Here is a 24,171-nt window from a genome sequence, read left to right as displayed (position 1 = left end):
ACTTTCACATGATTAAACACTTATAAAGTTAAAGTGATGCATTTGTGCGCTATGCACTTTTGATAGAAATGACAAAGGGAGCCTATGGCTCCCTTAATATGCTGAATAACAAGAATCAAAGTGACTATCGTACGACATCTGATTCAAGCTCTAGCTCTGCCACAGACAGCATGGCAAACTCTTCCTCGGCGGTTGCTGCCACCAATTTGTTGCGGCTGTATAACCCATAATAAACACCACCGATAAGAAACAATCCCATTGTCATGAAAAAGGCTGAGGGATCAAAAGCATAAACACCTGTCATTGCGATCAAAGAAAGCACCAGAGAAATACTCGAAGTAATTATCCCACCAGGCGTTTTATATGGACGAGTTAATTCCGGCTGTTTAATTCGCAATAAAATATGGCTCAAGGACATTAATGCGTACGATACAGTCGCACCGACAACAGCCATCGCCAAGATTAAGTCCCCCTCACCCATAAGTGAAACCAAGAACCCAAAAACGCCCGGAACCAAAAGCGCACGAGAAGGCACTTTTTTGTCACTGGTTAATGACAAAGTTTGCGGTAAATAACCCGCGCGGGAAAGCGCAAACACCAAGCGACTGTAACCATAAATGATTGAAAAGAAAGAAGCGATAAGGCCAGCCAATCCAAGTAAGTTCACGGCCATTGCTACCGTTGAATTGCCCGTAAGCTTTAGGGCGTCAACTAATGGCACCGCGCTATCGCCTATGACCTTTGAGCCAACCGCACCAGCCAAAAGGACGACTACGAGAGTTGCGGTTAGCAATAAAAACAGCATCGCACCAATGATGCCTTTGGGAACATCTTTTGCCGGATTTTTTGCCTCCTCTGCCGCTAAAGGCACACCTTCAACCGCAAGAAACAACCACATTGCAAATGGCAACGCAGCCCATACGCCATACCACCCAAACGGCAAGATTTCTGTTGCCTGAGCCGTCGCCGGAGCAATATCGAATAAGTTATTAACGTCAAAGTGACCAATAAGCACAGCAGCAGTAATTAGAATAGCTAGCACAGCCAAACCGCTGATGACCATCATTACTTTGAGAGCTTCGCCAACCCCTGCCATATGAATAGCGATAAAGACGGCGTAGAAAAGTGCGTAAACAACAGGACCATCGATACCAACCAATTCATTAACTGCTGAGCCAATAAAAATCACTATCGCAGCAGGCGCGAGCGCATATTCAATCAAAACTGATAAGCCAGTGAAAAAGCCACCTGTCGGCCCCATCGCCTGTCTTGCGAAGCTGTAACCACCACCCGCAGCAGGAATAGCCGCAGACATTTCAGCTAAAGACAATACTAGCGTGAAATACATTACTGCCATCGCGATAGCAGCAATAAGAAAGCCTCCCCATCCTGCTTGAGCGATGCCAAAGTTCCAACCGGCGAAGTCACCAGATATAACATACGAGACACCTAAGCCCGCAAGTAAAATCCAACCTGCGGTGCCTCTTTTTAGCTGCCTTTTGGCCAAGTACTCCTGATGTTTAGACATAGTAAATCCTTCTACTTTGATGAAATTAAAAAGTTGTCGCTGTGTTTATCTTCAACGCTTGCGCCACTTGGCTCATTGATATCTGAGCGATCTTTCAGATTCACTCCTGACAGTTGTAATTTTCGAGCCTCCTTGAGCAAGTAAAATGCGCGTTCACAGGCATCGTCATAGTTGAGCCCCTGGGGACGCACATTGGAAATGCAGTTTCTTTGGGAATCTTTAGAGCCTCGTTTAGCCCCCCAAGTGAGATACATACCCATGCTATCCGGAGAAGTTAGACCGGGTCTCTCTCCAATTAAAACCAGCACGGCCTTGGCGTTAAAACATTCACCAACATCATCCCCTACCGCTACTCTTCCTTGCTTTACGATTGTGATAGGTGCGAATTTCCATTGATGTTCATCATCAGCGCTTAAAAGAGAAATCAATCGAGTAACAACAGGCACGGCATGGTTTTGAATTGCGACGGAAGAAAGTCCATCAGCAATAACAATCGCAAGATCAATGTCAGTGTTATGCTCATTTGCTATCAAGTTGAGCGTTTGCCAAGAAGATTCATCGAGTTGCCTTCCTAAATCGGGCCTTTGCAGGTACATAAGCCGATCACTTACTCGGCTGCTCACTACCACTGGAGGCTCTAAGGTATTTTCAAGAATCGAGTAAGAGTCCGACAAACCAGCAACGAGAGACTCAATATTCAAACTGCAATGCACTGCATCCATAGCTTGGGCATGATCCAGCTGAAATGAGAGTAACTCGTTGGTTGGTACACTGTTCCCGCTACGACCCAGAGCGATCCGAGCAGAGGTGAAGTCACGTAACTTGCCCCACGGGTTGTATGTGACAACTTCAGACTCATCTTGTGGGGACTGAGCAATGGTGATTACTTTACCCATGAGAATACCCCTTATTCAGTTGGTTAATTGCTCCCGAAAACGAGCGAGAGATTTGCTCACTTAACCGAACGTCTTGCACGCTCTCGAAAATCTGCATCTCCATTAACCATTGTTCGAACTCTGGTGCTGGCTTCAAACCGAGTACTTTTCTTGCGTAAAGGGCATCGTGAAATGAGGTAGTTTGATAATTGAGCATGATGTCATCAGACCCTGGAATACCCATGATGAACGAGCACTCGGCCACACCTAATAGTGTCAGCAAGTTATCCATGTCATTCTGATCGGCATAGGCATGATTGGTGTAACAGATATCGCAACCCATAGGTAAACCAAGCAACTTCCCACAGAAATGATCTTCAAGCCCAGCACGAATAATTTGCTTGCCATCAAACAGATACTCAGGGCCAATAAACCCAACGACAGTATTAACCAACAAAGGATCGAACTGTTTCGCGACAGCATAAGCGCGGGCTTCACAAGTCTGTTGATCGACCCCATGAAATGCATTCGCAGACAGCGCTGTACCTTGTCCGGTCTCAAAATACATCACATTGTTTCCTACACTGCCTCGATTCAAAGACAACGCGGCTTCATGGGCCTCTTTCAAAATCGACAAGTCGATTCCGAAGGTATCATTCGTCCCTTGCGTGCCGCCTATCGACTGAAAAACGAGATCGACTGGTGCACCCATTTCAATGGCTTCGATCGTGTTCGTGACATGAGTTAACACACAAGACTGAGTCGGTATTTGATAGTGTTGAATCACCTCATCCATTAAGTTCATTAACTTAATAGCTTGAGGTACATTATCTGTTGCCGGATTGATACCGATAACCGCATCGCCATTTCCGTACATCAGACCATCAAAAATGGTCGCTGCGATACCGTTGAGAGAATCAGTGGGATGATTCGGCTGTAAGCGAGTAGACAGGCGACTCGGCAAACCAATCGTATTCCGAAAAGCCGTGACAACTTGGCATTTTTTAGCAACGAGAATCAAATCCTGGTTGCGCATAATCTTACTGACTGCGGCCACCATTTCTGGTGTTAAACCTTGACGAATTTTAGCCAACGTTTCACCATCGGCTTCTTCACTCAGCAGCCAATTTCGAAGATCTCCGACCGTCAAGTGCTCAATCGGCTTAAAGGCTTCAAGGTCATGCGTATCGATAATTAGGCGAGTGATATCGTCGCTTTCGTATGGAATAACCGCCTCGTTAAGAAACGTTTTAAGTGGTAACTCAGACAGCGCCATTTGTGCGACTACACGTTCTGCCGCTGACTGAGCACAAACCCCGGCTAACGCATCGCCTGAGCGCTCCGGTGTCGCTTTCGCCATCAAGTCAGCTAATGACTTAAAGGTATAGACTTTACTTCCTTGTTGCCGACGATAAGTTGCCGTCATTGCTCTTCCTCTTCACTATTTGGTTCGCTTTTTGCTGAACTATCAATAAGCTTTAAGAAAGTATTGCCAAATGTGTTCCGTAGCGTTATCAAAAACTGGCAACATTTATAAACCAATAATAAACAATGAGTTATGTAAATACTGCTCCAACATGACTCACAAAAAAGGAATGAGCATCACAAGGATGAGTAACCAAATGCCCCAAACTGCACCAATGCTGTGCATCCATCACACTAAGGATGCAAACCAACAAGCTGCGAGTCTGATAAACTGGCAACAGGAATATGACCAACTCAGCGATGGTCGATTTTTAGGTCAAATTCGAGAACGACGATTTCCCAATTTCCATGTATTTCGTGAAGACAGTAACCGCTCGCTAAGACAGCAATGCAGGGTTGAAGAGGGAGGTATTTGGTTGGGTTTGAGTGCGGAAAATAAGCCGCTACACCTAAATCACAGTCAGTTTAATTCAAGCCAACTTTTGCTTAGGCAAGGTGGCGCTGATTTTGAGTTAATGACACCGGAGCAGTTTTCTATCTATGGAATAGTGCTCGACAAAAACTTCGTTCACATCATAGAAAATCAACTTGAGCTTGGGAGTATCCAAAACAACACATTACACTTAACGGGTTTGACGGAAAAACACATTCAACAACTTAAATACTACTTAGGCATGTTACTTGGTTCCGCCGAACCAAGATGGTCTGAAACCACACATCAAGCAATCTTAAAAGATATTGTGCTGGAGCTGTTCTCACTCAGTTCACTGCACACGAGCCATCCGATATCAATCTCTCATCGTCAACACGTGATGCACCGTATAAAACAACAGCTACAGGATCTAGACTACCGTACACCGATAACCGTCAGTGAACTGTGTGATGCAGTACACGTCAGTCGTCGCACACTACAGTACACCTTTGAACATTGCTGTAATACTTCCCCAAAGCAGTTCATACATCGAATGCGCCTGAATCAAGTACGTAGAGTGCTACAAAGCCCTGAAGATAATCGAACAATTGCAGAAATCGCTTTTGACTTTGGTTTTTTCCATCTCGGGCAGTTCAGTCAAAGCTACAAGCGGCTATTTGGTGAGACACCAACTGAAACGAGAAAATGGGAGTCCAGCAAATAAGATGACAGGCAGTATATTCTTTCAGATCCTGCGTTGGGGCCATGTTATGCAGTCGCAATGATTTGCTGAAACTTAGCATGAAGCTCTTCAAGTGCCGCTTCAACATCCGGTTCTGCACGGCTCAAGTGCGAGATTAACGTCATAAAATAGCAGTCAAAAATCAGCGGTATTTTTCCCTCAAGGACGGAGCTTCCGTTTACAGATTGAAACAAAGCTTGGTTAAACGACTGATAATAATCCAAATCCCAAATCACTTCTTTCAACAAAGCTCGGCTCAGCTCAACGTTCGCAAAATAGTAGCGATAGTATTTCTCCGTCAGCGCCAAACCAATGTCGATATCGGTTTTACCTTCCACACTGACTAGCGTTTCTTGGCTGATCTGTTGCAGTTGCGCCAGCATCCCTTCGCGCAAAATCGACAGTTTAGTCGGGAAATGGCTAAACACTGTGCCATCGGCTACTCCTGCTTCTCTCGCTATCTGCCTTGTGGTCGTCATGTCATAGCCATTTTGAGCAAAAGATGCCCATGCGGCTTTTAGAATTTTATCTCTGGTTTGTTGTCGCTTCGTCATTGATGTGTCTGCTTAATGAGCCTGAAAGGATCATACCTTGCGTGGTTGAGATTGACAAATTGAGCGCGCTCATTTATAAAATTGAGCATGCTCATTTTATATAAAAACAAAAGGAATCGCTCATGTACGTATTAAACAAACTAGGCCAAGGATTGATTTTCTTCCCGACCATCTTCTGCTTTTCGTATATTTTAAGACCGATATTAATGGTCATCCTTATTCCAGGAGGACTCGCACTTTTGGCGTTAATCGGTGGCGCAGAAGTCAGAGCGGAACTCAAAGCCATGCTGCTTGAGGATTTTTTTGGCGTTAGCCCATCGCACACCACCTCGAAAAAGGCGTGAGTGCGCTACAAACGTTGGCAAGGCTAAGTAAAAAAGAAAACGCGCAGATATCGAGATCTCAATACCTGCGCGTAGATGCGGTGAAAATAAGACTGGCTTTAGTCAGTATTCATGTTCTGGCCAATTCGCCATAAAACGCCACTAGGGTCAAACAAACAACATTCGCGTATGCCCCAAGGTTGCTCGACTAGCTCTGTCAAACGCGAACCAAATTCCTCATGACCCACTTTGGATAAGTGCTGATGCCAACTTTCTGCGTCTTCTACGAGCAAGTGCATCATGAAGTTATTGCCGTGTTCTGGCTCATAAAAATTCTGTAAAAGAAACGCGCAGCTACCTTGAGAGAAGTATGCTACATCACCGAAGTCCGACGCCATTTCAAAGCCAATCGCCTCATAAAAGCGTTTTGATAGCGCGTAATCTTTCGCCGGAACAAATGATTTGATTTCAACAATATTGAGGTTTTCCATTTCCAATTTCCTAAGCCTTTTTCCATAAAACTGACTGACGTAATCTCGCTCTATGCCTTCTATTCGCCTTGCGTAATCTGCTGTGATGACAGTGGCACACACTCTGCCATTTGCGTTTGTAACCACGTGATAAATTTATGTTCGAGTTCTGTACGCTTTTTATCTTGACTCAATAAAACGTAATTGCAACTTGATGGAGAAAACCCAAATGGTGCGACCAAATTACCACGCTTAATATCGTCCATGACAAAAGGATACGATCCCATTGCGACGCCTAAGCCATCCACTGCGGCTTGTATGCAAAAATAAAAATGCGCGAATGATTGCTGAGTGTTGCCGTTGAAAGTTTCACAACGTGTTGATTGCTGCCAATCCGCCCAAGCATTCGGTCTGGTTTGGCTATTCAACAATCGAGCTGCTTTCAAATTGTCTTTAATGGATTGCCAACACTCAGGAGAAAATACCGGCCCCACCCACTCTTCCACAAGAATGGTTTTGTCGTAATCGTGATGCTGCGCAAAATCGTCTCGACGAATCGCCATCGAAAGCCCAGTTGATCCTAATGTTACCGGACCACCAGCCGTCGACAAACGAACATCAGCACGGTGTTCATCATTAAACGCGGCCAACCTTGGCATCAACCAGCGCATGGTTAATGTCGGTTCACAAGACACTTCAAGATGCTGATGCTTCTCTTGAATAAGCGTATTCACGCCTGTTTCTAGCGTTTGGAATGCCGTTTCTGTGTATGTCTTGAGTAATTCGCCTTCCGCCGTCAACACGACTTTCCTGCCCTCTTTGAAGAACAAAGGTTGAGACAGATATTGCTCAAGTTGCTTGATCTGCTTACTCACGGCTCCGTGAGTAATGTTCAGTTTGTCAGCCGCTTCAGTGTAGCTTGAAGAACTCGCCGCAACGTGGAAGACATAAAAAGATTTCAGGTGACGCATCTGTGAGTTTTTCTCACCAATATGGGAATATTTTTCGATTATAGTCAGTAATAAAGACACCTACAATTCCGCTACATCCCAGACTTCATCATTCAAACAGGAAATCGATATGGAATTTGTAACTCTTGCGTTATTAGGTGTGCTTATTGTCATTAGCCCTGGCGCAGACTTTGTTTTGGTATTAAGAAATAGCTTAAATCAAGGACGAAAAGCAGGCGTATACAGTGCGATTGGTATCAGCATGGCGATAAGCATCCACACCGCTTACTCCATGCTGGGGATCAGTTACTTAATTTCACAAAATGAATGGTTGTTTAATCTCGTGCGCTATCTTGGAGCCGCTTATCTTGTCTACCTTGGGATTAAAGGAATATTCTCCTCGCAACCTGCATCAAACTCAGAAACCGTTCAACAGAGCGAGTATTCAATGTGGCGATTTTTCATGCAGGGGTTTCTGTGTAATTTACTCAATCCCAAGACGATGCTGTTTTTTCTGAGTATTTTTAGCCAAGTGATTTCTCCCGACTCTAGTCAGCAACACATCGCCTTGTTCTACGGGATTTATATGATTGCGCTGCATGGTATTTGGTTTTCTATCGTTGCTGTTTTATTCACGTCACCCCAGCTACAAGCTTTCTTGTTGAAGATTAAGCATCGACTCAATCAAGCATGTGGGGCGGGATTAATCATTTTCGGCGCGATGCTGGGCTTAAAAGTGTAGTACGCTTGCGGTCCGATTACCCCAATTCAAATTGATCATTGAACAAGTGGCTGTAATCAAATAAAAATCTGCATTATCAATACCTTAAATTAAAAAAAACAGCCAACGTGCGCTGGCTGTTTCGATACAGTTAATGGATGACCCGAGCGTCCCCTTTAAATAACTGAGACAGATCGATAGTGAATATCGTCACTGTCGGACGTTTAGGCAAAGCATTTTCGATCGAAAACTCTGGCCCAGCTGGAACGAGGGGGAAGTGAATAGCAGTCGGCCACGTTGACGAAGCTTCATTACCGCCCGGCTCAGATATTGAGAAAGAAAACGCAGGTAAACGGGTCATAACACTTACCTCAAATGACTGATTAGCGGGCTCAAGCGAGCCCGCTTAGGTTTTGCAATGTTATTGTTATTTTAACGCTTACTTAATCACTAACGATTGATGACGTTAGATATCAAGTTCTTTGTCTTCAACGTGGTTGGTGATCATCGCTTCAGTGGTGATCATCAAGCCAGCAACAGACGCTGCGAATTGAAGCGCTGAACGTGTTACTTTCGCAGGGTCCAAGATGCCCATTTCGATCATGTTGCCGTATTCACCTGTTGCAGCGTTGTAACCGTAATCGGAATCACCAGCTTTGACAGCGTTCGCCACAACAGAAGCTTCGTCACCTGCGTTAGTTGCGATTTGACGAAGAGGCTCTTCCATTGCACGTAGCGCAACTCGGATACCCACGTTTTGGTCATCATTGTCGCCTTTTAGATCCGCCAATTCTTTCGCGATCTTAGTTAGGGCAACACCACCACCAGCAATAATACCTTCTTCAACCGCTGCGCGAGTAGCGTGTAGCGCATCGTCCACGCGGTCTTTCTTCTCTTTCATCTCAACTTCGGTTGCAGCGCCGATCTTGATCACCGCTACGCCGCCAGATAGCTTCGCAACACGTTGTTGAAGCTTATCTTTGTCGTATTGAGAAGTGGTTGTTTCGATTTGTTTTTCAATCGAAGCCACACGATCAGCAATCGCGCTTGCTTCTGCTGCGCCACCCACAATGGTTGTTGTGTCTTTGGTAATGGTCACTTTCTTCGCACTACCTAGTTGCTCTAACGTTGCTTTTTCGAGCTCTAGGCCGATTTCTTCAGAGATGACCGTACCAGCAGTTAGTACCGCAATGTCTTCCATCATCGCTTTACGGTTGTCACCAAAGCCAGGCGCTTTCACCGCGGTCGCACGCACGATGCCGCGCATGTTGTTCACAACCAATGTCGCTAACGCTTCACCTTCGATGTCTTCAGCAATGATCAATAGCGAGCGAGAAGATTTCGCTACTTCTTCTAGTACAGGCAATAGCTCGCGGATGCTGCTGACTTTTTTGTCCACCAATAAGATGTATGGGTTGTCTAGCTCGACGCTGCCATTTTCTTGGTTAGTGATGAAGTATGGCGACAAGTAACCGCGGTCAAATTGCATACCTTCAACCACAGACAATTCGTTGTCTAGACCTTGGCCTTCTTCCACCGTAATCACGCCATTGCGACCCACTTTTTCCATCGCTTCTGCAATGATTTCACCGATCGCGCGATCGCTGTTTGCAGAAATGCTACCCACTTGGATGATGGATTCTTTGTCGCTGCATGGCTTAGACATTTCACGTAGTTTCTCAACCGCCGCTTCAGTGGCTTTGTCGATACCACGTTTTAGGTCCATTGGGTTCATGCCAGAGGCTACCGCTTTAAGACCTTCATTGATGAAAGATTGCGCCAGTACGGTAGCCGTCGTTGTACCGTCCCCCGCTTCATCATTCGCTTTGGACGCCACTTGTTTCACCATTTGTGCGCCCATGTTTTCGAACTTATCTTTCAGTTCGATTTCTTTCGCTACAGACACGCCATCTTTGGTGATGGTTGGCGCGCCGTAAGATTTATCAAGCACAACGTTGCGGCCTTTCGGGCCTAGTGTCACTTTTACTGCGTCCGCCAGTAAGTTCACACCTTTCAGCATTTTTTGACGTGCGTCATTAGCAAATAATACGTCTTTTGCAGCCATGGTTATCTCCTCAAAAAACTACTACAAAAATAATTACTCAACGATTGCTAACACATCAGATTCGGACAGAATTAAGTATTCTGCGCCGTCAATTTTCTCGGTTTTCACGCCGTAACCGTCATTGAAAATGATTTGGTCGCCCACTTTGACTTCCATCGCAGCGCGTTCGCCATTTTCAAGACGTTTACCTAAACCAACAGCAATGACTTTCCCGCGGTTTGATTTTTTCACCGACTGAGAAGTTAAAACGATTCCCCCTTCAGATTTATTTTCCACCTCTTGTCTTTCAACAATTAGCTTGTCATTTAAAGGACGAATTTTCATTTTTAAGTGCCTCCTACTTGGAACCAAAAATAAAAGACAAAATAAACATCAAGATGGATTTGCGAGTCGACAGCTCGCTTTCGATGAAAATAATAAGGTCGAAAAATGAGAGTTCAAGAGGTGAATTTGATAAAAATTTTTTATTAAATTAAATAAAATTTTCTATCGAATTATCGCATTCACAACCACTTAGCATCTCTTTATGATGGAAAATGTGCTCAATCAAATCTAGAGTGGTTACGTACTCTTAAAAAGGATAATCAAACAATGAAAAAGGCCGTATCTCTATTTCTTGCAACGTTATGCGTTGGCTTCCTCTCACCCAACGTGTCAGCTTCTGAACGCGCTGAACAAGGTTGGCAATTGATTGACGAGGGCGCGATGATTGTCGATGTGCGCACGCCGCAAGAGTTTTCTGAAGGGCATTTGGATAATGCCGTCAACTTCCCTTTATCTGAACTTGATAAACATTTTCAAGACGTCGATAAAGATCAAGCTATCGTGTTGTACTGTCGCAGTGGTAACCGCTCTGGCAAAGCGTATCAATACTTACAATCGCAAGGCTTTACGAATCTGCACAATGCAGGTGGCTTTGAAGAACTACAAGACGCCAAATAGTCGTCTCCGTTCTAATATACAAAGTAAAAGCACAGAGCGCGTCGCAAGCGTATTGTAACGCGCTCTGTTTCTAAATACTTATCTACAACAACTCTACTATCTGGGCCCTGCATCAAATTGAGTCAGGTTATCCGATATCTCGATCCATGGCGCTTTCGATGCGACAAAAATATGGAAATCAGGCTTGTGAGAAGGTGTGTCATCCAAGATACCAAGGCGAATATTGACGATCCCATTGTTCTTTTTCGAATACAGGCTCGATCCGCAGTGGCGACAAAAGCATAGCATGGTATTTTCGCTTTTCTGATAAGTTTGAATATCTTCTTTCCCTTGGATAATAAGCAGTTTATCCAACGCAATACCACCGGCAGATGAATAGTCAGAACCTGTGAACTTGCGGCATTCAGAGCAATGGCAATTTCCCATGTACTTAAATTCATCTGCCACTTCCAACTTTACCTTGCCGCACAGACATGAGCCTTTTAGTACTTCCATTTGAATTCCTTTTTGTTATGAATCTAATTGAATTAGATGGCTATCTCGACACCATGCCATTGCAATACGAAAAATTAAAGACAGGCAATACAGGTTTTCAAAAATGAAACGAAAATGTAAAACTTTCCATTCAGAGGGAAGTGCGCTGACACGTGAAAAATAGAGCTATTTTAGATACAAAAACACCAAGCAATAACGCTTGGTGTTTACCTCACAGAATGTCGCCTCAGAAAAGGCGCTTTCCGCTGTGCTTAAAAAATGCAGTGTTTAGTAAAGCTGGTCGCTTCGTTTGCAGTCCAGTCACCTTTCGGCTTATCTTTCAGGTTTTCACACCATTGCTCGCTGCCGACACCATCTTGCAGAACACAATGCTTTGCAAAGTCTACCGCGTTGTCTGCTGTCCATTCTGTTTTTGGCTTATCGCGCATGTCGTTACACCAGCCTTCAGTGCCCACTTCATCACTACAAGCGGTCAAAGCAGAAGCCGCCAACATCAGCATGACTAGTTTTTTCATAAATTTAAGGTTCCAGTTGCAAACAATAGTAAAATTAAACTCAATCTCTTCAACACGTGCCCATTCAAGTGTCTGAATAAAGGCGTCACTAGCTGAAGTGACTTTTGTATCAACTATAACGAAATTATCAGTCTACGTGTTAAGACATCGAAAAATTATTGAGCGACTCTGTGTAAAGCGCGCCATTCTAAAAGCTATAGGCAGCGCGCTTTTGTTAGCTCACCAACCTTAAAAGAGCCAGTACCAAAGCACGTTAAACGCAGCTCTAATGCCATTTGTTCAAAGTGATCGACGACAGACTGCGTGCTGATCGTCGCAGCTTTTAATACCGCACCAGCTTGCCCAATGAGATTAGCCCCCAAATGAATGGCTTTCGCCGCTTCAAGTCCGTTATGAACACCTCCCGAGGCGATCAAGGGTAATGTAGGATGCAGTGCGCGGATTTGAGCCAAACATGTTGCTGTAGGGACACCCCAATCGCGGAAAAGCTCGGCTGCACGCTGCATTTTCGGATTATCTTGGCAATACCCTTCAACCGCACTCCAGCTTGTGCCACCCGCGCCCGCAACGTCAATTGCATCCACACCAGCATCAATTAATCGCTGCGCAACGTGTCCGCTAATACCAAAACCGACTTCTTTGATAATGATAGGAACCTTCACGCGAGATTTAAGCATCTCAATTGCCTGGAAAACACCAACCCAATTGTGGTCGCCATTTTTCTGAAACGCTTCCTGCATTGGATTAACGTGCACAAACAAGGCATCGGCTTGAATCGCCTCAACCGCACGTTGCGCATTATCGAGTTTACCTTTATCGAGCAATTGAGCGGCTCCAAGATTGGAATACAACGGTACTTCTTTCGCCAACTCACGAATGGTTTTACCCAAGCCCGAATGCTGACTTTCTTCTAAGCTAATCCGTTGCGAGCCCACACCCATGGCAATACCTAATTCACTTGCTGCTTCAGCTAAACGACAATTGATCGTTTCTGCGTCTTTTGCTCCGCCAGTCATCGAGCTAATCAAAAACGGTAGCGCTAATTGATGACCAAGAAACTCTGTCGATAAATCGATCGCGTGAAAGTCACATTCTGGCAGCGCACAGTGTTCAAACTCGACAGACTCAAAACCCGCCGTTTTATGCTTCATGCTCATATCATGATGTAAAACAGCATCTAGGTGTAAATCTTTTCGGTTAGTTTGCGGAGCCATAATGTCACCCTAAAGTAAAACAGTCGCGCAGTATTGCGATCCTTATCAGTAACGTCAATGCGAATTTTGTGAATTTGCCGGATTACTTTTCCGAAACGAGTAATGAATCTCGACTGCCCCTGACATTATAAGAAAAGAAACTCGCTTTCCGTTTTAAACAAGCCGGCAAGTTTCTCTTCAAATTGAGATAATCAGCGTACGATACCCATGATGAAAATGGATCACATTGCTCTGTAGTTTACTTTACGCTGTCCGACAGAATTAGCGACACAACAGTGCTTGTCGTCGTTGGTTCAAACTGTTCGGGATCATCACAGAATTGAATTTTTCCTTTTTCTTCTACATGGAACAGCGGTACAACTGAACTACCTTTGTGATGCGCTAAATAATCTTGATACGTGAAGTTATCGCTCAATTTCGTGTGTTTAACCTCTGCACCACGACTTAACATACTGGCTAGCTGGGTATAGCTTACATTGCCGCCCATCAGCAATTTACCATGGTACTCCTGAGCCACGGAGTGCTTCTCGCTGCCATTGCCGTTGGTTTTCACTTTTTGTAAGCAGTGAACTTTATCTTCCCCAAACTCGTCGACGAATTGCATGCAAGCCATAATGTTGAAATGCTGATCGGGCGTTAATGCAACCACTTGTCCAACTCCTATCAAGTTCAAGTTGTCGTCCGCGTGACTAGAAATAGGGTTGCCGTAATAGTAATCCAACCCCAACATACGAACCTGACTGATGTACTCCCAGTTTGAGTCAGTCATTAATACGCGGCGGTCATAACGCGCCAGCGCCTGCCCTATTTCTCTTGCTACTCGGTTAGCACCAATCAACAAGAAGCCGCGTGGTGCTGGCTCTGCAACGCCCAACGTCAGCGCTACAGGACGTGCCGTCGCACTTTGTAACACGACCGTTCCTATAATCACCATGAAGGTCATAGGGACCAGTAAAATCGCTTCATCAATGCCGTATTCGGTCAATTTGATCGCGAAAAGAGACGAAATCGAAGCAGCAACAATACCGCGCGGTGCAACCCAAGACAAAAACAGCTTATCTTTAAGACGCAAGTTGCTGCGGAAGGTTGAAAGAAAAATCGATAACGGACGCGACACTAACTGCATAAATACAAACAACAATAACGCACCGCTACCTAGCGCAGCAAAATCATCCAGACTGATTCGAGCCGCAAGGAAGATGAACAATCCGGTGATCAGTAAAATGGTTAAATGCTCTTTAAAGTGCAGAATTTGCTGAATATTGATGTCTTTAGCGTTTGCGAGCCACATACCCATTACGGTGACGGTTAGTAACCCAGCTTCAGACTCAATGTGGTTAGAGACCGAAAATACACCTAGAACCACCATCAAAACCGCAAATGGCTGCAAATATTCCGGTAGCCAAGAGCGACGCATGATCGTCGCAACTGCATAGCCTGAGGCCGCACCTAGCATGACACCGACAGCAATGATCGTCCCAAACACTTCGACGCTATTTATCGCGCTGTGAGATACGATAAACTCGTAAACCATCACAACAAAAAGCGCACCGAGCGGGTCAATCAAAATCCCTTCCCATCGCAAAATGTTAGCAAGCGTACTGTTAGGTCTTACGGTTCGTAGAAGTGGCACGATGACCGTCGGCCCTGTTACTACGGTTAAGCTGCCGAACAACATGGCAAGCTCCCAAGTAAAGCCGAGGAAATAGTGTGTTGCGATACTGGTCGCCGCCCACGAAATGATCGCCCCGATGGAAACAATGCTCCATACCGAACCACTCACACCACGAATTTCTTTAAAATTTAAGGTCAAACTGCCTTCAAATAAAATCACTGCCACCGCCAAAGAGACCAACGGAAAGAGCAAATTACCTAATATCTCATCAGGATTTAACCACTGCATAAATGGCCCGACGATCAGCCCTGCCAACAACAAAAATAAAATCGCTGGCAAACGCAATCGCCAAGCTAACCATTGGCAACCTAAACCAATAACCCCAACCGCTGACAGCACTAGCGCTTCATTACCCACTTGCATCAATAATTACCTGTTTTTGTCTTTTTTCGCGTGAATGCGCTATACCCGAATACATTCAGCCTTACGGTCAAATAGAAACAACCGAACGTGCAAATCAAACGACTGACCTTCGATGACATCGCTACGAAACGCACATGTTTGAAGTCATTTGGCGATCGCATCAGAACTATGAATATAGTTGACCCCCAATGACTTAACGACTCATTTTTGTTCATCAGGTCTTAAAGTGGCACACAAGTGTGCGACTTTGTCGAATTCATCATTACGCATTGAGTTTCATTATGTAGAATGATTTCTAAAGAAAGCGCGGAACCTAGCACTATATGAGGCTAAGGCATAGAGCATGAACTAAGCTTTAGCGTAAGTGCTCAAAGTTAAGAATCGTGGGTCACGCGACGTACGCAAGGAGAAATGGATTGTACGTAATACTAGCACTGTTCATGGCGTGTCTCGCCATCCTCATCGGAGTGAAAGCCGCCAACCGAGCTGCACTTTTAGAAAAAGAACTAACCAAACTTCGTGAGGAAGTCACATCACTACGAGCCAGTGTCCATGGGGGCTCAAGCCCACAAGTGCACCAACAATCCAGCATCGAAAAAGACACACCATCTGTAGCGACGTCACCTCACATAGAATCACAACAGAAAAATGTCTCATCCTCTGGGGAACATGATCCAGCTGCCAACCTAGACTTGGACCAGAGCGCTGCGAATCAAGGGTACGCCCAGATAAGAGAAGTGCAACTGGATGTTTTTAGTCAAGAAAATGAGTCATTCCTTCAGAGTAAAGTTCAGAGCCTGCTTAGCAACATCCAAGAAAATTGGTTGGTTTGGGTAGGCGCATTGGCCATGCTGATCGGTGGAGGTTATCTCGTACAGGTGATTGGTAGTCACATCCAGTTTTCGCCATTTATGCGAGTGTCCTTTGCCTTTGTGATCTCATTACTTATGGTGCTTGTTGGCGAGTGGTTTCACCGTAAAGAACAACAGAATCCGCAGCGGGCAGCACGAGCCCAAGGCTTTACGTATGTTCCTGCTGCCGTTACCGGTACGGGATTAACGGGCATTTACTGCACCGTCATTTTTGCCTTTGTGGTTTATCAAATGCTAACGCCAAGTATCTCGTTGATCATTTTGGCTTCAGCGGCATTTTTCAGTTTAGCATTATCATTGCGACAAGGGCCGTTAATGGCCGTGCTTGGCTTAATTGGTGGCTACACAGCACCACTGTGGATTGGAGGTAGTGAACCCAACTACTTTTTGTTAGCCGGATACATCTGCGCGATTTCGTTCGCGGCGACCTTATTGATGCAAAAAGTGCGTAGGGCATGGATTACGCCAAGTATCGCGATTCCACATGTCATTTGGATGTTGCTGTTGATTGAGAGTGTACCAACAGAACGGTTGTTCTCGTGGCTCGCGATTTATCTCTCCATCACTTTGTATCTCATTTTCGCGGTTCCGAGAATGGGTTGGATGCTCAATCCTCGCTTTCGTCACTATCAAAGCAAGTGGACAAACTCGCCGACCGCTACCGCTCTCGCAACTGCTTTATTGACCTTTTCTGCCGTCACCAGAATGCCGGAGCTGAATACTCTACAAATGGCGTACTGTTATACGCTGCTTGTTGCGATCATCTGGCTCCCAGCACTTCGTACAGGCTGGTCATTACGTGTATTTTTGCCATCCATACTCGTCTCGTCAACCGCGCTGATTGTTCTTACCATCGCTTTTGATGCGCTGTATATGTTAGAACGAGAAGCTAGCATCCTATTCGCATTGGCCGCGAGTATTGCGCTGATCTGCTATCGAACATATTGCCAATCACTTAGTGACCGTTCGCAACTCAGTGGGCTGCTTCTGCTGGTACTGGCTCCCGCGATGAGCTTAATTACGTTGTTTTATATTGACGAATTTATGCAGGGCTACCTGTGGTATTGGACTGCATTCTGCGCATTGATAGCCACTTACTATGTTGTGCTTGGTCAGCGTGCACGTTCGTTGGCATTAGAATGCTCTGCCGTTATGCATGCTTTAATCGTAGGTATCGCTTTTGTTTGGTTGAGCGATACTTGGTTAACAACAGCAATCTCAATACAAGTTGCGATAATGGCCTTACAGGCTCAAGTCGGGTTATTTCGACCTGCGAGTTGGGCGATTAAAGTGGCAATGGGAATACTGGTTATCCGACTCACTCTGCTACCTTTCATACCCGAATGGCAACCGGTAGAAGCTGGGCATTGGGCTTGGGTTCTGGTGAGTTATCTGCCTTCTCTCTTCATCTTGTCTTATGCTCGTTCAACACTAAAACAAGTGGACCGAGAACTGACCAACTGGTTTGAAGGGGCGTTTTTACATGTATTCTTAATGGCATTGTTCACCCAAACTAACTACTGGTTAACGGGGCAATATGGTTACTTGGGGAACATCGACTTCACAAGTGCGGCAGTCTTTGCCAATCAAGCATTAGTTATGGGTTTGGTATACAGCTACCGCAGCCAATTTGCGCAACGCTTAAGCCGTATCTACGAAATCTATAGTTACTTGCTTTGGTGCGCGTTCGCTATATTGATTATTTTGCTTAATACGGCAGAATCGCCGTTGGTGACTGATAACGTCTCTGCACAAGCACTTCCCATCTTTAACATGCTGAGTATCGGCTGGCTGTTACCAGCTTGCATCCTGCTTATCGCAACCTTTAAACGCTGGAATACGTTGCAAGTTCATCGATTTGCGATTGCTAGTCTAGGCTTTTTACTTGCAGCCATTTGGTTGGGGATGTCTATCCGTCAATTCTGGCAAACCACATCGATGATGCTGTATCAGCCAACCAGCATGGCAGAGTTGTTCAGTTATTCAGTGGCTGGCTTGCTCGTAGGTGGATTGCTGACTTGGCGCGGCGTGACCCAACAGGGGCTGATGATGCAGCGTGTCGGTCTAGTGGTCCTTGCCTGTGTCGCACTGAAAGTATTCTTATGGGATGTGAGCTCTCTGGATGGGTTCTGGCGAGCAATAAGCTTCTTAGGCTTAGGTGCGTCTTTGATAGCACTTGGATGGCTATTCCAGAAATTGAATCGTTCGGTGGCAAAAGCACTCGAGCCCTAGACGAGTCAAAGAGAGATTCCCGACAGTGCGCTGTTTTCGTTATTGGGGGACGATAACAGTGTAAAGCCGGGAATCATTGGAGTGTTCGTTACTTCAGTAAAGCGACCACGGTATGACGACGCACGTTTGCTTGCGCATTCAATGCCTGAAAAGTCGAAGTAAACTCGCCAGACTTTTGCATGAATCCATCCAGTTTTGCATTCACCTCATTGACTGAAAGCTGTGCGGTTTTGGTTTGGATAGAACGCATTTGAGTATTCAGTTCACCATGAAAAGCTTTCGCTTCTTGCAAACTCGTTTGAACTTGTTTCAGATGCTGATTTACTTTGGCAATCGTCTGCTTGATGCCGTCGCGTGAGCCTAGATCAAACCCGAGCTCCGCAATACCATCTGGCTCAGACTTTAAGTTCAAAACGTTAGGCTGTCCCGCAGGGAATCGGTGCCCTTCCCCCGTTACCATCACCTTTTGCTGCATTTGTTGATAAGCGTTGTCTCTGGCTTCAAATAAAATGCTGCCATCATCGGCTAATGAGGCTCGCATTCCTAACGCAATCAAGCTGCGATCCAGCATTTTGACCGTTCGCTCACCGTCTGATTGTCCATCAAACTGAATCATCACCGCTTGACCTTGAGGAAAATCCAAACGGATTTGCTCGGCCTTGTCGCTTAAGCGATGAACATTCAAACCTGGAATAGAAAAGCGACGAATATCCGCTTTATCCAGTTTTAAGTGCAGTTCGTTATTTAGGACTTTCTGGCCATCGAAACGTGCTTGCTCAACGACTTTTTGGATGGTGGCTTTAGAACGAACCAATGTATCCTGCAAACCAGGAACATTTTGTACGCCTTGATTAATAGCTTGCGTCAAACCACGTTTAATTTGCGTGAGCTCTTTGCCAATCACCTGCAGCGATTTGGACGCGATCTGAACCGCCGTGGCTTGCTGCTGACCCTGCGTAAGCTGAATACCAGATACAGAGTAGGCTGACGCAGTGTCAGCCTGAATTTGCGCCGGGCGCGGTTTAATTGCCGTACTTGAGTCTGCAGAACGGGTCGGCATGATAGAGGCTTGTTCTTGTCCACCTAAGCGTATGCTATGGGGTCTAACCTCTACTGTACTCATTACCATAAAAAGAACTTCCTAACCTTATAAACGGTCAAACAGCGACAAACCATCGATCTTCACATAGCTTGCTTGCGTTGCTTGCAAAGCGGCCATGTAATTACTCAATCGTACCGACGCTTCACCATAGTCCAGAGCAGAGAGGTCTCCAGATACTTTGTCAACGAACAGCTTGTTTTCACTGTGCGCGCCACCAACAAGATCTAAGTTGTTGTGTCGACCACCAATCTCAGTCATGGTCCCTAGTACGTTTGAAAAAGTATCGTCGATAGCGCTGATACTCGCCTCAACTTCAGCTCTGAAGTTGGCGGTAGGGCTCTCATACTCTTTGATCAGCGCATCAATTTGGTTAAGCACGTTATGACCTCCCCCAAGGTCCAATATTTCTTTTGCAGTCATATTGGAATCCATCGTGACACCTTTAGCAATTGTTACTACGCGCTTGTCACTATTACCTTCAATTACGTAGCTGCCGCTCGCTTTACTTACAGCCGCAGTATCCGTTTTAGTACCAGAGAAAAGGTAGTGCCCTTCTTCATCCTGCGCGTTAAAAGACGACTCAATAGAGTCACGGTAACTCTTAAGCTCTGTAATCATACCGCCACGACTTTCGTCAGTAAGAGAGCCGTTCGCACCCCAAAGCGCGATGTCTCGCATGCTTTTTAAGCTTTCTTTGATCGAATCTAAATGGGTTTCTTGACTCGATAGCGTCGTTTTTACGTTTTCAATGTTGTTTTTGTACTGAGCAATCGCACTGGTTTCTCGGTCTAAGTTAAGCAACTTGATCGAAGCCATTGGATCATCAGACAGCTTGGTCAAGCGCTTGCCAGTAGACATCTGTTGCAGAGCTTCGCCTAGTCCCGCGCTATTGCTCTGCAAGCTGTGCAACATCATTTGACTAAATTGATTGTCACTAATTCGCATCTAAACTTTCCTCTTAGAATAACTGCAGAATAGAATCGAGCAGTTGATTTGCTGTGCTGATCACTTTCATGTTGGCATTGTGCGCATTAGCAAACATCATTAGGTTAGCCGCTTCTTCATCGCTGTTTACGGAACTAACATTATCGCGAGCTGCGTGCGCTTGCTTGTTCATGGCTAACTTCGCTTGATAATCAGCGTTAGCTTGGCGTGCTTTAATTGCGGTTTGACCCACCATTGAACTAAAGGCATCGTTCAAGCTTACTGAGCCGTAACCTGATACCGCCACTGGCTTGTTGCTTAACTCGATCAATGATTGCAACGCATCTGCGTTACCAGGTGTTCCATCACTTGAGAACGCAAGCTCATCTGGAGTTAGCTTGGTAATATCCAAACTGGCTGCAGGGTTTGCTGGGTCATAGCTGAACAAAGGTTTACCTGGGTTGCCATTTAAGTCTTTGCCAGTCGCAAGCACGGCGTTGTATTCATCCGCGAGAGCTTTCGCCATGTCATTCAGAGCCAATTGGTTTGGTTTCAACACTTCGGTTTGATAGTCATTAATCGCACCTAATTTGCCACCAAGCGAGTCACCAATCGCAAAACTTTGATTCGAGAACGTGACGTGTAAGTCCGCCAAGTAAGGATCACTCGGGTCAGGAATGGCTTCCAGTTTGCCATGGTCCGTACCCATCACAAGCGGTTGACCAGAGGTTAGTGTGACCTGAACACTGCCGTCATGCTGCTGTGTTGTTTTGATTTCAATGGTTTGAGATAACTCACCGATTAACCTATCTCGTTCATCCATTAACTGTGATGGGTTACCACCTGTACCTTGCATCTCTACCAGTTGCTTGTTCACCTTCGCGATATTTTCCATAAGGCTATTCGCGTGGTTAAGCGCTGCATTACGTTGGTCGCTCATGTCTTTATGTTGATTGTATAAAGACTCGGTAAGCGTATTAAAACGGCGGGCCAAAGCTTCAGATTCGTTAATGATCTGCTGGCGGTAAGGTATGGATTCCGGCTTAACGGTCGCATCGTTAAGCGCAGCGTTTAGCGAGTCCAAGCCAGCCGATATACTGAAACCATCGGCACCAAGCGTATTCTCTAGCTGACTCATGTTACTGGTGTATCCAGATGCGTATGCCGCCATACTGTTAGTCGACCACGTTTGCTTAATCAGAAATTGATCAGTAACGCGGCGAATGCTAGTGACTTCTACCCCTAAACCTGGACTTAAGCGATTGGCTTTACCATCATCGACAGATGCCATCAACGCTTGTTGACGACTGTAACCCACGGTATTCACGTTTGCCACGTTTTGCGCGGTTACGTCTAGGGCCACACGGTTCGCGCCTAAACCTGAAAGGGCAATATTAACTAGGTTCATTTACAGCTCCATTTTTCTGATCAACGGCTGAGAAAACGCGGTAGTCATACCGGCCTCACCGAATACCTGTTTAACAGAGGCGACGGCTTGAGAAGCGGTATTAAATAGGCTTGAATTCTTCTCCACCTCTTTAGAATCTACTTGTGAGATAGATTCAGAATTCGAAGCTTTACCATCGTTAGCGGATGAGATGTTGCGCGCAGCATCGAAAGCAACCTCACGCATAGACGGGCTCAGCTGCTGGATGAGCATATTGGCAATGCCTGAGCTCTGTTTCTTTGCTAGTTCCATCGCCAGCTGACCGTCATACATATCACGGAATACCCCTTGTTGCTGACTGGCAAACGGGCTGTCTTTATCAGCAAGAGCATCACTACTGCTGCGCATTTGGCGTAACACCATTTGTAGGAACATTGCCTCAAATTGACCTGCGACGACTTCAAGTGCGCCTTCTTGATCACGACTATGCTTGATGTTAGCCAATGCACTATTGTCGTGATAAAGCATCGAATTTAACTGAGTTTGTTCATTGGTACTGTCTAGCTTCATCCTTAACTCCTTATATCACGACCAATTCAGCGTTCAATGCACCCGCTTCACTCAAAGCTTGCAGGATAGACATCAAGTCTGTAGGCGTGGCACCTAAACTATTTACCGCATTAACTATGGTGTTAAGTTCCGTGCCTGGAGGCCAAATCACCATCTGAGCGAGATCTTCATTCACATCAAGATCCGTTTGGTTAACGACTTTCGTATCGCCATTTGCAAACGCATTAGGCTGACTAACTTGTTGTGATTCAGAAATTCGCACGGTTAAGTTACCGTGACTTACTGCTGCTTCACTCACTTTGACACTCTTACCGATCACCACGGTGCCAGTGCGAGAGTTAAAGACAATACGAGCAGGTTTACGGCCTTCAACGACGCTCATTTCTTCAAGCATCGACATCATGACGACACGCTGCTGTGTATCTTTTGGTGCACGCATATCAATGCGCGCTTTATTGATCGCAACTGCAACGTTAGGTCCAAAAGTGTTGTTAATTTCACGCGCAATATTTTTTGCTGTAGTGAAGCTAGGCTTGCGCAGGTTTAGGGTGATTTCATCACGTTGGTTGAAATCGGTTTTGATTTCTCTCTCTAAAGTCGCACCATTCGGAACGCGACCCGCCGTTGGTGTGTTCACTTCTACTTTGGAGCCACTTCGCCCCTCTGCAGATAAGCCCCCCACAACCACGTTGCCTTGCGCAATCGCGTACACTTCGCCATCAATACCACGTAAAGGCGTTAGCAATAACGTACCACCACGAAGGCTCTTTGCATCACCGATTGAAGACACAACCACATCCAACGTTTGTCCTGGGCCTGCCATTGGATCAACGGACGCTGTCACACTCACAGAAGCCACATTTCGTAGCTTAGGGTTCATACTGTCATCAATTTGAACCCCAAACTGACGTAGCATGTTGGTAATAGATTGAGAGGTAAATTTCACTTGGTTTCGGTCACCTTGGCCGGCTAAGCCAACCACCAAACCATAACCAACCAGCTGGTTTTCTCGAATGCCGCGAACATCGACCAAGTCCATGATCGGAATTTCCGCTTCAGCACGTGAAGTGCCTGGTAGTCCCAAGGTCAACACCAATAGGAGAGACATAAAGAAAGATTGCATTGTCTTCATTAGAAAGGTACCCATGGGCTGTTGAAGAACTGAGTTAGCCACCCGGCTGCGTTGCTGTCAGCTAGCGCTCCGCGACCTGCGTAGGTAATTCTTGCATCAGCAATTCGTTGAGAAGAAACTTGGTTACTGCGGTTAATATCATCCACACGGACGATACCGGTTAGACGAATAAACTCGTCGCCTTGATTCAGACGAAGCCATTTTTCACCGCTGATACGCAATACGCCATTAGGTAATACTTCGTGTACCGTTACCGTAATGGCACCTTGAAGCTTGTTGCCTTGTGAACTTGATGCACTGCCATCGAAGTTACGTTTGCCATCCACGCTAACCCCTAACTCATCGATAGTTTTCGTGCCTATGGTCGGCGCCACAAAGTTAATTGCTGAACTTTTACCGAACTTAGTACCCGCATTTTTACTCGATGAGGTTTCTTCTGATAATTGAACCGTTAATACATCGCCAACTCGGTAAGCACGACGATCCTGGAACAGAGTCATCGTGTATTGGTGACGATAAAGGCTACCAGATTGGGTTTCCGGCAGCGTGTAATCGAGCGTTGGTGGTGCATATTCCTCAGCATTCGGCTCAGGCGGAATAAATTCCTGACGGCCAGCACATCCCACCAGCAACACGGCGGCTACTGCCCAACTCTTAGAAAGCCATTTCATTGCTTTTTCCTT

At 45.6% G+C, this 24,171-nt stretch carries 24 protein-coding genes; 5 read left to right on the top strand and 19 right to left on the bottom strand.

Annotated elements, in window-relative coordinates; genetic code table 11:
• Positions 1-124: 124 nt before the first annotated feature.
• Genes eat through R7Q39_RS09845 form a run of 3 tightly spaced genes read right to left on the bottom strand, consistent with a single transcriptional unit; the run spans position 125 to position 3,829 of the window.
• Positions 125-1,528, bottom strand: coding sequence for an ethanolamine permease (gene eat, locus R7Q39_RS09855; protein WP_318076032.1), 1,404 nt, complete (start codon positions 1,526-1,528; stop codon positions 125-127).
• A gap of 11 nt (positions 1,529-1,539) precedes the next feature.
• Positions 1,540-2,424: an ethanolamine ammonia-lyase subunit EutC gene (gene eutC / locus R7Q39_RS09850; RefSeq protein ID WP_017635123.1), complete on the bottom strand. Its 885-nt coding sequence runs from the start codon at positions 2,422-2,424 to the stop codon at positions 1,540-1,542.
• On the bottom strand, positions 2,417-3,829 hold the full coding sequence (locus R7Q39_RS09845; protein ID WP_318076031.1) for an ethanolamine ammonia-lyase subunit EutB: 1,413 nt from the start codon (positions 3,827-3,829) through the stop codon (positions 2,417-2,419). Before R7Q39_RS09845 ends, eutC begins: the two co-directional genes overlap by 8 nt.
• Before the next feature lie 184 nt (positions 3,830-4,013).
• Here R7Q39_RS09845 and R7Q39_RS09840 point away from each other — a divergent pair, with 184 nt between their 5' ends.
• Positions 4,014-4,964 (top strand): helix-turn-helix domain-containing protein, encoded by a 951-nt coding sequence (locus R7Q39_RS09840; protein WP_104976286.1) that lies wholly within the window; start codon positions 4,014-4,016, stop codon positions 4,962-4,964.
• A 44-nt stretch (positions 4,965-5,008) separates the two neighbouring features.
• Here the strand turns inward: R7Q39_RS09840 and R7Q39_RS09835 are convergent, their stop codons facing one another.
• Complete coding sequence (locus R7Q39_RS09835) at positions 5,009-5,536, bottom strand: TetR/AcrR family transcriptional regulator (RefSeq protein WP_005373975.1); 528 nt, start codon at positions 5,534-5,536, stop codon at positions 5,009-5,011.
• A 122-nt stretch (positions 5,537-5,658) separates the two neighbouring features.
• On the opposite strand from R7Q39_RS09835, the gene R7Q39_RS09830 reads away from it, so the two are divergent.
• Complete coding sequence (locus tag R7Q39_RS09830; RefSeq protein ID WP_318076030.1) at positions 5,659-5,880, top strand: hypothetical protein; 222 nt, start codon at positions 5,659-5,661, stop codon at positions 5,878-5,880.
• 98 nt (positions 5,881-5,978) lie between these two features.
• On the opposite strand, the gene R7Q39_RS09825 is transcribed toward R7Q39_RS09830, so the two are convergent.
• Positions 5,979-6,350, bottom strand: a complete 372-nt coding sequence (locus R7Q39_RS09825) for a VOC family protein (protein ID WP_053304622.1) — start codon at positions 6,348-6,350, stop codon at positions 5,979-5,981.
• 59 nt (positions 6,351-6,409) lie between these two features.
• Positions 6,410-7,300, bottom strand: coding sequence for a LysR family transcriptional regulator (locus R7Q39_RS09820; protein ID WP_151515874.1), 891 nt, complete (start codon positions 7,298-7,300; stop codon positions 6,410-6,412).
• 109 nt (positions 7,301-7,409) lie between these two features.
• Between R7Q39_RS09820 and R7Q39_RS09815 the strand changes: the two genes are divergently transcribed.
• The gene (locus R7Q39_RS09815; RefSeq protein ID WP_047102790.1) at positions 7,410-8,021 is read left to right on the top strand and encodes a LysE family translocator; all 612 of its coding nucleotides are present in this window, start codon (positions 7,410-7,412) and stop codon (positions 8,019-8,021) included.
• A gap of 130 nt (positions 8,022-8,151) precedes the next feature.
• Here the strand turns inward: R7Q39_RS09815 and R7Q39_RS09810 are convergent, their stop codons facing one another.
• The 3 genes from R7Q39_RS09810 to R7Q39_RS09800 form a co-directional block, all read right to left on the bottom strand.
• The gene (locus R7Q39_RS09810) at positions 8,152-8,361 is read right to left on the bottom strand and encodes a hypothetical protein (RefSeq protein WP_005373984.1); all 210 of its coding nucleotides are present in this window, start codon (positions 8,359-8,361) and stop codon (positions 8,152-8,154) included.
• Between the two features lie 105 nt (positions 8,362-8,466).
• Positions 8,467-10,065: a chaperonin GroEL gene (groL, locus tag R7Q39_RS09805; protein ID WP_171342653.1), complete on the bottom strand. Its 1,599-nt coding sequence runs from the start codon at positions 10,063-10,065 to the stop codon at positions 8,467-8,469.
• A 33-nt stretch (positions 10,066-10,098) separates the two neighbouring features.
• Positions 10,099-10,389 (bottom strand): co-chaperone GroES, encoded by a 291-nt coding sequence (locus tag R7Q39_RS09800; RefSeq protein WP_005373989.1) that lies wholly within the window; start codon positions 10,387-10,389, stop codon positions 10,099-10,101.
• Positions 10,390-10,656: 267 nt separating this feature from the next.
• On the opposite strand from R7Q39_RS09800, the gene R7Q39_RS09795 reads away from it, so the two are divergent.
• The gene (locus R7Q39_RS09795) at positions 10,657-11,007 is read left to right on the top strand and encodes a rhodanese-like domain-containing protein (protein ID WP_025768015.1); all 351 of its coding nucleotides are present in this window, start codon (positions 10,657-10,659) and stop codon (positions 11,005-11,007) included.
• A gap of 96 nt (positions 11,008-11,103) precedes the next feature.
• Here the strand turns inward: R7Q39_RS09795 and R7Q39_RS09790 are convergent, their stop codons facing one another.
• The 4 genes from R7Q39_RS09790 to R7Q39_RS09775 all read right to left on the bottom strand — a co-directional run bounded on the left by R7Q39_RS09790 (position 11,104) and on the right by R7Q39_RS09775 (position 15,269).
• Positions 11,104-11,502 carry a GFA family protein gene (locus R7Q39_RS09790; RefSeq protein ID WP_005373991.1) on the bottom strand — a complete coding sequence of 133 codons (399 nt, stop codon included), beginning with the start codon at positions 11,500-11,502 and terminating at the stop codon, positions 11,104-11,106.
• Positions 11,503-11,753: 251 nt separating this feature from the next.
• Positions 11,754-12,017 (bottom strand): DUF3012 domain-containing protein, encoded by a 264-nt coding sequence (locus R7Q39_RS09785; protein ID WP_005373992.1) that lies wholly within the window; start codon positions 12,015-12,017, stop codon positions 11,754-11,756.
• 194 nt (positions 12,018-12,211) lie between these two features.
• On the bottom strand, positions 12,212-13,231 hold the full coding sequence (gene fni / locus R7Q39_RS09780) for a type 2 isopentenyl-diphosphate Delta-isomerase (RefSeq protein ID WP_005373993.1): 1,020 nt from the start codon (positions 13,229-13,231) through the stop codon (positions 12,212-12,214).
• A gap of 238 nt (positions 13,232-13,469) precedes the next feature.
• Positions 13,470-15,269: a cation:proton antiporter gene (locus R7Q39_RS09775; protein ID WP_005373994.1), complete on the bottom strand. Its 1,800-nt coding sequence runs from the start codon at positions 15,267-15,269 to the stop codon at positions 13,470-13,472.
• Between the two features lie 440 nt (positions 15,270-15,709).
• On the opposite strand from R7Q39_RS09775, the gene R7Q39_RS09770 reads away from it, so the two are divergent.
• Positions 15,710-18,373 (top strand): DUF2339 domain-containing protein, encoded by a 2,664-nt coding sequence (locus tag R7Q39_RS09770; RefSeq protein ID WP_390508340.1) that lies wholly within the window; start codon positions 15,710-15,712, stop codon positions 18,371-18,373.
• Positions 18,374-18,461: 88 nt separating this feature from the next.
• Here the strand turns inward: R7Q39_RS09770 and R7Q39_RS09765 are convergent, their stop codons facing one another.
• From R7Q39_RS09765 to flgH, 6 genes are read right to left on the bottom strand one after another with little or no spacing between them, the layout of a single operon-like run.
• Entirely contained in the window at positions 18,462-19,502 is a 1,041-nt protein-coding gene (locus R7Q39_RS09765) for a flagellin (protein ID WP_005373996.1), read from the bottom strand.
• An 18-nt stretch (positions 19,503-19,520) separates the two neighbouring features.
• The gene (flgL, locus tag R7Q39_RS09760) at positions 19,521-20,420 is read right to left on the bottom strand and encodes a flagellar hook-associated protein FlgL (protein WP_318076028.1); all 900 of its coding nucleotides are present in this window, start codon (positions 20,418-20,420) and stop codon (positions 19,521-19,523) included.
• Between the two features lie 13 nt (positions 20,421-20,433).
• Positions 20,434-21,807 carry a flagellar hook-associated protein FlgK gene (gene flgK / locus R7Q39_RS09755; RefSeq protein ID WP_005374000.1) on the bottom strand — a complete coding sequence of 458 codons (1,374 nt, stop codon included), beginning with the start codon at positions 21,805-21,807 and terminating at the stop codon, positions 20,434-20,436.
• Positions 21,808-22,356 (bottom strand): rod-binding protein, encoded by a 549-nt coding sequence (locus R7Q39_RS09750; protein WP_005374002.1) that lies wholly within the window; start codon positions 22,354-22,356, stop codon positions 21,808-21,810. It lies immediately after the preceding gene.
• 10 nt (positions 22,357-22,366) lie between these two features.
• Positions 22,367-23,503 (bottom strand): flagellar basal body P-ring protein FlgI, encoded by a 1,137-nt coding sequence (locus tag R7Q39_RS09745; RefSeq protein ID WP_086026720.1) that lies wholly within the window; start codon positions 23,501-23,503, stop codon positions 22,367-22,369.
• Entirely contained in the window at positions 23,488-24,159 is a 672-nt protein-coding gene (flgH, locus tag R7Q39_RS09740) for a flagellar basal body L-ring protein FlgH (RefSeq protein WP_017635111.1), read from the bottom strand. The genes R7Q39_RS09745 and flgH overlap by 16 nt, the downstream gene beginning before the upstream one ends.
• Positions 24,160-24,171 lie beyond the last annotated feature (12 nt).

The sequence above is a fragment of the Vibrio sp. 947 genome (assembly GCF_033339115.1).
GTDB lineage: Bacteria > Pseudomonadota > Gammaproteobacteria > Enterobacterales > Vibrionaceae > Vibrio > Vibrio alginolyticus.
This window is presented reverse-complemented; position numbering and strand designations above follow the sequence as displayed.

Excerpts from the sequence above, each read along its gene's own strand:
- eat (WP_318076032.1), bottom strand. The coding sequence starts at position 1,528 with ATGTCTAAACATCAGGAGTACTTGGCCAAAAGGCAGCTAAAAAGAGGC.
- eutC (WP_017635123.1), bottom strand. The coding sequence starts at position 2,424 with ATGGGTAAAGTAATCACCATTGCTCAGTCCCCACAAGATGAGTCTGAA.
- R7Q39_RS09845 (WP_318076031.1), bottom strand. The coding sequence starts at position 3,829 with ATGACGGCAACTTATCGTCGGCAACAAGGAAGTAAAGTCTATACCTTT.
- R7Q39_RS09840 (WP_104976286.1), top strand. The coding sequence starts at position 4,014 with ATGAGTAACCAAATGCCCCAAACTGCACCAATGCTGTGCATCCATCAC.
- R7Q39_RS09835 (WP_005373975.1), bottom strand. The coding sequence starts at position 5,536 with ATGACGAAGCGACAACAAACCAGAGATAAAATTCTAAAAGCCGCATGG.
- R7Q39_RS09830 (WP_318076030.1), top strand. The coding sequence starts at position 5,659 with ATGTACGTATTAAACAAACTAGGCCAAGGATTGATTTTCTTCCCGACC.
- R7Q39_RS09825 (WP_053304622.1), bottom strand. The coding sequence starts at position 6,350 with ATGGAAAACCTCAATATTGTTGAAATCAAATCATTTGTTCCGGCGAAA.
- R7Q39_RS09820 (WP_151515874.1), bottom strand. The coding sequence starts at position 7,300 with ATGCGTCACCTGAAATCTTTTTATGTCTTCCACGTTGCGGCGAGTTCT.
- R7Q39_RS09815 (WP_047102790.1), top strand. The coding sequence starts at position 7,410 with ATGGAATTTGTAACTCTTGCGTTATTAGGTGTGCTTATTGTCATTAGC.
- R7Q39_RS09810 (WP_005373984.1), bottom strand. The coding sequence starts at position 8,361 with ATGACCCGTTTACCTGCGTTTTCTTTCTCAATATCTGAGCCGGGCGGT.
- groL (WP_171342653.1), bottom strand. The coding sequence starts at position 10,065 with ATGGCTGCAAAAGACGTATTATTTGCTAATGACGCACGTCAAAAAATG.
- R7Q39_RS09800 (WP_005373989.1), bottom strand. The coding sequence starts at position 10,389 with ATGAAAATTCGTCCTTTAAATGACAAGCTAATTGTTGAAAGACAAGAG.
- R7Q39_RS09795 (WP_025768015.1), top strand. The coding sequence starts at position 10,657 with ATGAAAAAGGCCGTATCTCTATTTCTTGCAACGTTATGCGTTGGCTTC.
- R7Q39_RS09790 (WP_005373991.1), bottom strand. The coding sequence starts at position 11,502 with ATGGAAGTACTAAAAGGCTCATGTCTGTGCGGCAAGGTAAAGTTGGAA.
- R7Q39_RS09785 (WP_005373992.1), bottom strand. The coding sequence starts at position 12,017 with ATGAAAAAACTAGTCATGCTGATGTTGGCGGCTTCTGCTTTGACCGCT.
- fni (WP_005373993.1), bottom strand. The coding sequence starts at position 13,231 with ATGGCTCCGCAAACTAACCGAAAAGATTTACACCTAGATGCTGTTTTA.
- R7Q39_RS09775 (WP_005373994.1), bottom strand. The coding sequence starts at position 15,269 with ATGCAAGTGGGTAATGAAGCGCTAGTGCTGTCAGCGGTTGGGGTTATT.
- R7Q39_RS09770 (WP_390508340.1), top strand. The coding sequence starts at position 15,710 with ATGGCGTGTCTCGCCATCCTCATCGGAGTGAAAGCCGCCAACCGAGCT.
- R7Q39_RS09765 (WP_005373996.1), bottom strand. The coding sequence starts at position 19,502 with ATGGTAATGAGTACAGTAGAGGTTAGACCCCATAGCATACGCTTAGGT.
- flgL (WP_318076028.1), bottom strand. The coding sequence starts at position 20,420 with ATGCGAATTAGTGACAATCAATTTAGTCAAATGATGTTGCACAGCTTG.
- flgK (WP_005374000.1), bottom strand. The coding sequence starts at position 21,807 with ATGAACCTAGTTAATATTGCCCTTTCAGGTTTAGGCGCGAACCGTGTG.
- R7Q39_RS09750 (WP_005374002.1), bottom strand. The coding sequence starts at position 22,356 with ATGAAGCTAGACAGTACCAATGAACAAACTCAGTTAAATTCGATGCTT.
- R7Q39_RS09745 (WP_086026720.1), bottom strand. The coding sequence starts at position 23,503 with ATGGGTACCTTTCTAATGAAGACAATGCAATCTTTCTTTATGTCTCTC.
- flgH (WP_017635111.1), bottom strand. The coding sequence starts at position 24,159 with ATGAAATGGCTTTCTAAGAGTTGGGCAGTAGCCGCCGTGTTGCTGGTG.